At 53.3% G+C, this 7,395-nt stretch carries 4 protein-coding genes; all 4 read left to right on the forward strand.

Going from position 1 to position 7,395, the window contains the following annotated elements; genetic code table 11:
* The first annotated feature begins 27 nt into the window (after window positions 1-27).
* The 4 genes from rpoC to fusA all read left to right on the forward strand — a co-directional run bounded on the left by rpoC (window position 28) and on the right by fusA (window position 7,318).
* Window positions 28-4,272 (forward strand): DNA-directed RNA polymerase subunit beta', encoded by a 4,245-nt coding sequence (gene rpoC, locus ACTVJH_RS12835; protein WP_455991386.1) that lies wholly within the window; start codon window positions 28-30, stop codon window positions 4,270-4,272.
* A 101-nt stretch (window positions 4,273-4,373) separates the two neighbouring features.
* Window positions 4,374-4,745, forward strand: coding sequence for a 30S ribosomal protein S12 (gene rpsL / locus ACTVJH_RS12840; RefSeq protein ID WP_455991388.1), 372 nt, complete (start codon window positions 4,374-4,376; stop codon window positions 4,743-4,745).
* A 17-nt stretch (window positions 4,746-4,762) separates the two neighbouring features.
* The gene (gene rpsG, locus ACTVJH_RS12845; protein ID WP_455991390.1) at window positions 4,763-5,233 is read left to right on the forward strand and encodes a 30S ribosomal protein S7; all 471 of its coding nucleotides are present in this window, start codon (window positions 4,763-4,765) and stop codon (window positions 5,231-5,233) included.
* 12 nt (window positions 5,234-5,245) lie between these two features.
* Window positions 5,246-7,318, forward strand: a complete 2,073-nt coding sequence (fusA, locus tag ACTVJH_RS12850) for an elongation factor G (protein ID WP_455991392.1) — start codon at window positions 5,246-5,248, stop codon at window positions 7,316-7,318.
* The last annotated feature ends 77 nt before the right edge of the window (window positions 7,319-7,395 follow it).

Raw genomic sequence — 7,395 nt, forward strand, 5'->3', positions numbered from 1 at the left:
CTTTGGTAAGCGCCGCGGAGAAAATATATGAGTCTTGATGATCTGTTCACGCAGAGAGGAAATACAGCAACCACCATCAAGGGACAGGATCTTGAGAAGATCAAGATCCAGATTGCCTCTCCGGAAAAGATCCGTGAGTGGTCCTTTGGGGAGGTCAAGAAGCCGGAGACCATTAACTATCGGACATTCAAACCCGAGCGGGACGGTTTGTTCTGTGCGAAGATTTTCGGTCCGGTCAAGGATTATGAATGTAATTGCGGCAAATATAAACGAATGAAGCATCGCGGCATCGTGTGTGAAAAATGCGGTGTCGAGGTCATTGCTTCAAAAGTTCGCCGGGAGAGGATGGGACATATAGAACTCGCCGCTCCTGTAGCGCACATCTGGTTTCTCAAGAGTCTGCCTTCCAAAATCGGCACCCTCCTGGACATGACCATGGCCGATCTGGAAAAGGTGCTCTATTTCGACGCCTATATCATTCTGGATCCCCTGGAGACCAGTTTTCAGAAGATGCAGGTCATTTCCGAGGATCAATATATCCAGATCGTCGAGCACTATGGAGAGTCGGCTATCAAGGTCGGCATGGGGGCCGAGGCGATCAAGGAGCTTCTCGAGGAGATCGATCTGGCCGAACTCAAGGAGTTTTTGCGCGAGGAATCCCGGTCCACCCGATCCCAGACCAAGAAGAAGAAACTGGCCAAGCGGCTGCATATCGTTGAGGCATTTCTGGAATCCGATAACAAGCCCGGATGGATGATTCTCGAGGTCATTCCCATCATCCCCCCGGATCTCCGGCCGCTGGTGCCTCTGGATGGGGGACGGTTCGCCACCTCTGACCTGAACGATCTCTACCGCCGGGTGATCAACCGGAACAACCGGCTGAAACGTCTTCTGGAACTTGGAGCCCCGGATATCATTATCCGTAACGAAAAACGGATGCTTCAGGAATCTGTGGATGCCCTTTTTGACAACGGGCGTCGTGGCCGGGCCATCACCGGGACCAATGGAAGGCCCCTCAAGTCCTTGAGCGACATGATCAAGGGAAAGCAGGGACGGTTCAGGCAGAATCTTCTTGGGAAACGCGTCGACTATTCCGGTCGATCCGTTATCTGCGTGGGGCCCAATCTCAAATTGCATCAATGTGGTCTCCCCAAGAAGATGGCTCTGGAGTTGTTCAAGCCGTTCATCTATTCCCAGCTCGAGGCCCGTGGCTATGCATCCACGATCAAGAGCGCCAAGAAAATGGTCGAGCGGGAAGAGGTCGTGGTCTGGGATATTCTGGAAAACGTGGTCAAGGAATACCCCATTCTTCTCAACCGCGCTCCAACCCTTCATCGGCTGGGGATTCAGGCTTTTGAACCCATCCTGATCGAAGGGAAGGCCATCCGTCTGCATCCCCTCGTTTGTACGGCCTTTAACGCCGACTTCGACGGTGACCAGATGGCGGTCCACGTTCCCTTGTCCGTCGAGGCCCAGATCGAGGCCCGTGTGCTGATGATGTCCACGAACAATATCCTTTCCCCGGCCAATGGAGCTCCAATCATTGTGCCTACCCAGGATATGGTTCTTGGGCTCTATTATCTGACAGTCCCCAGGTATTTTGAACCCGGGGAGGGGAAGATCTTTTCGTCACCCCAGGAAGTCATTGCAGCGTACGATGCAGGGTGTCTGGGACTGCATGCCATGATCACCGTGCGTATCGACGGTGAGCGTGTCGAAACAACCCCGGGCCGGGTGCTCATCGGAGATATCCTTCCCAAAGGGGTGCCGTTTCATCTGGTCAACAAGATCATGGACAAACGGTCCATCGCCAATCTGGTGGGAGAGGCCTATAGACATGCAGGAACCAAGGCAACGGTTCTGGTCTGCGACCGGATCAAGGCCCTTGGTTTCGAATACTCGACCCGGGCGGCAGTGACTGTCGGAGTCAAGGATCTGACTATTCCTCAGGAAAAATCCGAGTTGCTCGAATCCGCAACGACCGAGGTCGAACAGATCGAACAGCAGTATAATGACGGTATCATCACCAAGACGGAGAAATACAACAAGGTCGTTGATGTCTGGACCAAGACCACGAATGAAGTTGCCACGGTGATGATGAAAAAACTTTCCACGGAAATCCTGGTTCATCCTGTGACAGGGGAGAAGAAGGAGAATCAGAGCTTCAACCCCATTTACATGATGGCCACTTCCGGGGCCCGTGGTAACAAGGATCAGATGCGGCAGCTTGCCGGAATGCGCGGACTCATGGCCAAACCCTCGGGTGAGATCATCGAGACCCCCATCACGGCTAATTTCCGGGAAGGGTTGACTGTTCTGCAGTTCTTCACCTCCACACATGGAGCTCGGAAAGGCTTGGCGGATACGGCACTCAAGACAGCCAACTCCGGATATCTGACCCGTCGTCTCGTTGACGTTTCCCAGGATGTCATTGTCAGTGAAGATGACTGCGGGACCGTGGATGGGCTTGAGATCACGGCTATGGTCAAGGGAGGCGAGGTTCGTCAAAAACTCGGCGAGCGTGTGCTCGGCAGAATAGCCATGCACGACGTCGTCAATCCCGAAACCGGAGAGTGCATCGTTCCTGTTGGCGCAATGATCGACGAAGATTGTGCGGAAAAGATTGATGCCTCCAACCTAACGAGCATCATGATTCGTTCCGCATTGACCTGTAACAGCGTACACGGTGTATGTGCCAAATGTTACGGCCGGGATCTTGCCCGTGGGCATCTCATCAATGTGGGTGAGGCCGTAGGGATCATTGCCGCTCAAAGTATCGGGGAACCCGGAACCCAGTTGACCATGCGCACCTTCCATATCGGCGGAACGGCTTCCCGTGAGATTGAGCAGTCTTCACACAAGGCCCAGAATGACGGTCAGGTTGTGCTTTCTCGTGTCAGGGTTGTCACGAACGCCGACGGGAAGATGTTTGTTCTCAGTAAGAACGGCCAGCTCAAGATCGTCGATAATCAGGGGCTCGAGCGGGAAAGATATCCTCTTCCCAACGGAGCGACGCTTTTCTTCAACCAGGGAGATACGGTCACTAAGGGTTCAAAGCTCGCTGAATGGGATCCGTTTAACGAACCCTTTATTGCTGACGTGGACGGGATCGTAAAGTTCGCCGATGTGATCGAGGGAAGGACCGTGCAGGAAAAAAGGGATCTGACAACCAACAGGACGACCCTCAGCATTATGGAGTACCGTTCGACCAACCTGCGGCCCACCGTATCTCTCTGCGATGCCGACGGAAATGTTCTGACCCGTCCGGGAGGCTCATCCCAGGCTATTTTCCAGCTGCCTGTGGGTGCACTGCTCATGGTCCAGGACGGGCAGGAGGTTCAGGCCGGTGAATTCATAGCCCGTAAGCCGCGTGAAACCTCCAAGACCAAGGACATCGTCGGTGGTCTTCCCAGGGTTGCCGAGCTCTTTGAGGTACGCAAGCCCAAGGATCCGGGGATCATCTCGGATATTGAAGGCATAGCCTCTTTTGGTGCTGATTCCAAGGGTAAGCGCAGGATCGTGATTACTCCCGATGTGGGAGAAACCCGGGAATACCTCATTCCCAAGGGCCGTCACATAACCGTACAGGAAGGGGATTTCGTCGAGGCCGGAGAATTGTTGACCGCAGGGATACCGGATCTGCACGATCTTCTGGCTGTTCATGGTGAGAAGTTCCTGGCCAACTATCTTGTGGAAGAGGTCCAGCACGTCTATCGTTCCCAGGGTGTTTATATTAACGACAAGCATATCGAGATCATTGTTCGGCAGATGCTCAAGAAGGTTAACATCCTCGATCCCGGTGACACCGGATTTCTGATCGGTGAGCATATCGAGAAGAGCCGCTTCTTCGATGAGAATTCCAAGTGCGTGGCCAACGGACTTCGGCCGGCAACGGCAGAGCCTCTGGTCCTCGGGATCACCCAGGCGTCGCTTTCTACCGAGTCGTTCATTTCTGCGGCTTCCTTTCAGGAAACGACCAAGGTGCTTACCGAGGCTGCACTCCAGGGCAAGGAGGATTCACTGCTCGGGCTCAAGGAGAATGTTATTGTTGGACGGCTTGTGTCTGCCGGTACGGGATACAAAGCCTATGTGGAAAATGCTATCGACGTGCCCGGTCAGGCTGAAAGTCCTGACAAATTCCTTGAGGAGCTGGCTCGGGATCCGATTCTGGCCGACACGGACAATATGTATGGTTCCGCAAGGTCCCTGGCTGGTTCCAAGCTGCAAGTGTTCCAGGAGCAATCACGGAACAACGAGTCCCAAATCGATTAAGGTTGCCTGAAATGTGGGGCGAATGAAACCAAAGGCTTGACAAGCCAATTCGCTTTCAATAACTGACGGCGTTTCTAAAAGTTATTCTATATGGAGGTCGTATGCCTACGATAAATCAATTGGTGCGCAAGGTGCGGGCCAAACAAGTCAAGGCAAAGAAGACCGCTGCCCTGGAGAGATGTCCTCAAAAGCGCGGGGTCTGTGTGCGAGTCTATACGACTACCCCGAAGAAACCGAATTCCGCGTTGCGCAAAGTCGCAAGGGTGCGGCTTACCAATGGGATTGAAGTCACATCGTATATTCCCGGTGAAGGACATAATCTGCAAGAGCATTCGGTGGTCATGATTCGTGGTGGTCGTGTCAAGGATATTCCAGGTGTTCGGTTTCACATCATCCGTGGTACCTTGGATACTTCCGGGGTTCAGGACAGGCGTCAAAGCCGCTCCAAGTACGGAACTAAGCGTCCTAAATAGTGGAAAAGGAGTAAGCAATGCCTAGAAAAGGACCGGCTCCCAAACGGGAAGTACTGCCTGATCCGAAATTCGGGAGTCGCATTGTCACAAAGTTTATCAACCGGCTTATGGTTGATGGAAAAAAGAGTGTAGCTGAGAAAATTTTTTACACCGCCATCGAGGATGTCGCCACGAAAACCAATGAAGAGCCCCTCAAGGTCTTTGAAAAGGTTCTGGAGAGCGTCAAGCCTCAGATGGAGGTCAAGTCTCGCCGCGTCGGCGGTGCGACGTATCAAGTTCCCATGGAGGTACGCCCTGCCAGGCAGGAATCGTTGGCGATCCGCTGGCTGGTTACATACGCCCGAACAAGAGGGGAAAAAGGCATGGTTGCCCGGCTCGCTGCCGAATTCAACGATGCCATCAATAACCGGGGTGGGGCGATCAAGAAAAAAGACGACACTTATCGCATGGCCGAAGCCAACAAGGCCTTTGCCCATTACCGGTGGTAATTAGGAGTTAGCGTGGCACGAGTCGTACCTATCAAGAAGCAAAGAAATATTGGGATCATGGCCCACATTGATGCGGGCAAGACCACAACCACTGAGCGTATCCTTTTTTATACGGGTATATCGCATAAGATCGGTGAGGTTCATGATGGCCAGGCGACCATGGATTGGATGGAGCAGGAACAGGAGCGTGGCATCACGATTACATCGGCTGCTACTACCTGTTTCTGGAAAGACCATCGTATCAATATCATTGATACGCCTGGGCACGTTGATTTTACCGTGGAAGTCGAGCGCGCGTTGCGTGTCCTTGACGGGGCCGTAGCTGTTTTTTGCGCGGTAGGTGGGGTCGAGCCTCAGTCCGAGACTGTATGGCGTCAGGCTGATCGATACAAAGTTCCCCGTATTGCCTTTGTCAACAAAATGGACCGATCGGGAGCCGATTTTTTCCGGGTTGTCGACATGATTTCCTCTCGTCTGAAGGCCAAACCGGTCCCCCTGCAGATTCCCATCGGAAGTGAAGATGCCTTTGAGGGGGTTATTGACCTCGTTCACGGCAAGGCTTTGTTTTTCGATGAGCAGTCCATTGGAGAGAACTACGAATTTGGCCCCATCCCAGAGGCCTTGCAAGCTGAGGCGGATCAGTGGCGGCAGTCGCTTATCGAGGCCGTGGCCGAGGAAGATGAAACGTTGCTCGACCGTTACCTTGAAGGTGAAGAGATCAGTCCTGAAGAGCTTGCCGAAGCGGTTCGCAAGGAGACAGTCAACCTGAGCATCTGTCCTGTTCTCTGTGGATCGGCTTTCAAGAATAAGGGGGTTCAGCCCCTGCTTGACGCCGTTGTTTCCTATCTTCCTTCGCCTGTAGACATCCCGGCCATGGTCGGTCATGCTCCCGATTCTGAAGAGCGGATCGAATGTATCTGCGATGACGATGAACCCTTGGGGGCTCTGGCCTTCAAGCTTATGGCCGATCCTTTCATCGGTCATCTGACCTTTTTGCGGATTTATTCCGGAAATATTGTTGCGGGCACAACCGTGCTCAATGCCGCATCCGGGAAGAAGGAACGCATCGGTAGACTTCTCAAGATGCACGCAAACAAGCGTGAGGAGATCAAGGAAGCCTTTGCCGGGGACATTGTCGCTGCAGTCGGATTGAAATATACCGCGACCGGTGAGACCTTGTGTGCACAGGAGCGTCCGGTGCTGCTCGAGTCCATCGATTTTCCCGATCCGGTCATCGAAGTAGCCATTGAACCAAAAACCAAGTCCGACCGCGATTCCCTGAGCCAGGCGCTTCAGAAGCTCACCAAGGAAGATCCCTCGTTTCGGGTCAAGACCAATGAAGAGACCGGTCAAACCCTTATCGCCGGAATGGGTGAACTCCATCTTGAGATTATCGTGGATCGTCTCACTCGCGAGTTTGGTGTGGATGCCAACGTCGGTCAGCCTCAGGTTGCCTACCGGGAAACCATCACCAAGGCGGTCAAAGAAGATCTCAAATACGCCAAGCAGTCAGGTGGACGCGGCCAGTACGGTCACGTCGTCATCGAGGTGGAGCCGCAGGAGCCAGGTGCAGGGTACGAGTTCGAGAACAAGATTGTCGGTGGTGTCATTCCCAAGGAATATATCCCTGCTGTTGACAAGGGTATCCGGAATGCATTGACCAGCGGCGTCCTCGCAGGATTTCCTGTTGTCGATGTCAAGGTCAGTCTTGTCTTCGGATCCTACCATGATGTGGACTCCTCGGAACAGGCTTTTTACATCGCAGGTTCCATGGCCATCAAGGAGGCCTGCAGGAAGGGCGGAGGTGTTATTCTGGAGCCGATCATGTTCGTTGAGATCCTTACGCCCGAAGATTACCTCGGAGACGTTATGGGCGATGTGAACGGACGTCGCGGCAAGGTAAGCAATATGGAATCTCGTATGGGGACACAGATCATTCGTGCCTATATTCCATTGAGCAATATGTTCGGATATGCCACGGATCTCAGGTCCAAGACTCAGGGCCGTGCCACATATTCCATGCTCTTTGATCATTATGAAAAGGTACCAACTTCTGTTGCTGAAGAACTCCTGAAGAAGATCTAGCAGCACCGTGAAGAGCACCGGGGGAAGGGACCCGCGTGTGTCGCAACGGCCAAACCGGTTTATTCGCAACACTTAGG

It is taken from the genome of Desulfoplanes sp. PS50, assembly GCF_053851535.1.

Excerpts from the sequence above, each read along its gene's own strand:
- rpoC (WP_455991386.1), top strand. The coding sequence starts at position 28 with ATGAGTCTTGATGATCTGTTCACGCAGAGAGGAAATACAGCAACCACC.
- rpsG (WP_455991390.1), top strand. The coding sequence starts at position 4,763 with ATGCCTAGAAAAGGACCGGCTCCCAAACGGGAAGTACTGCCTGATCCG.
- rpsL (WP_455991388.1), top strand. The coding sequence starts at position 4,374 with ATGCCTACGATAAATCAATTGGTGCGCAAGGTGCGGGCCAAACAAGTC.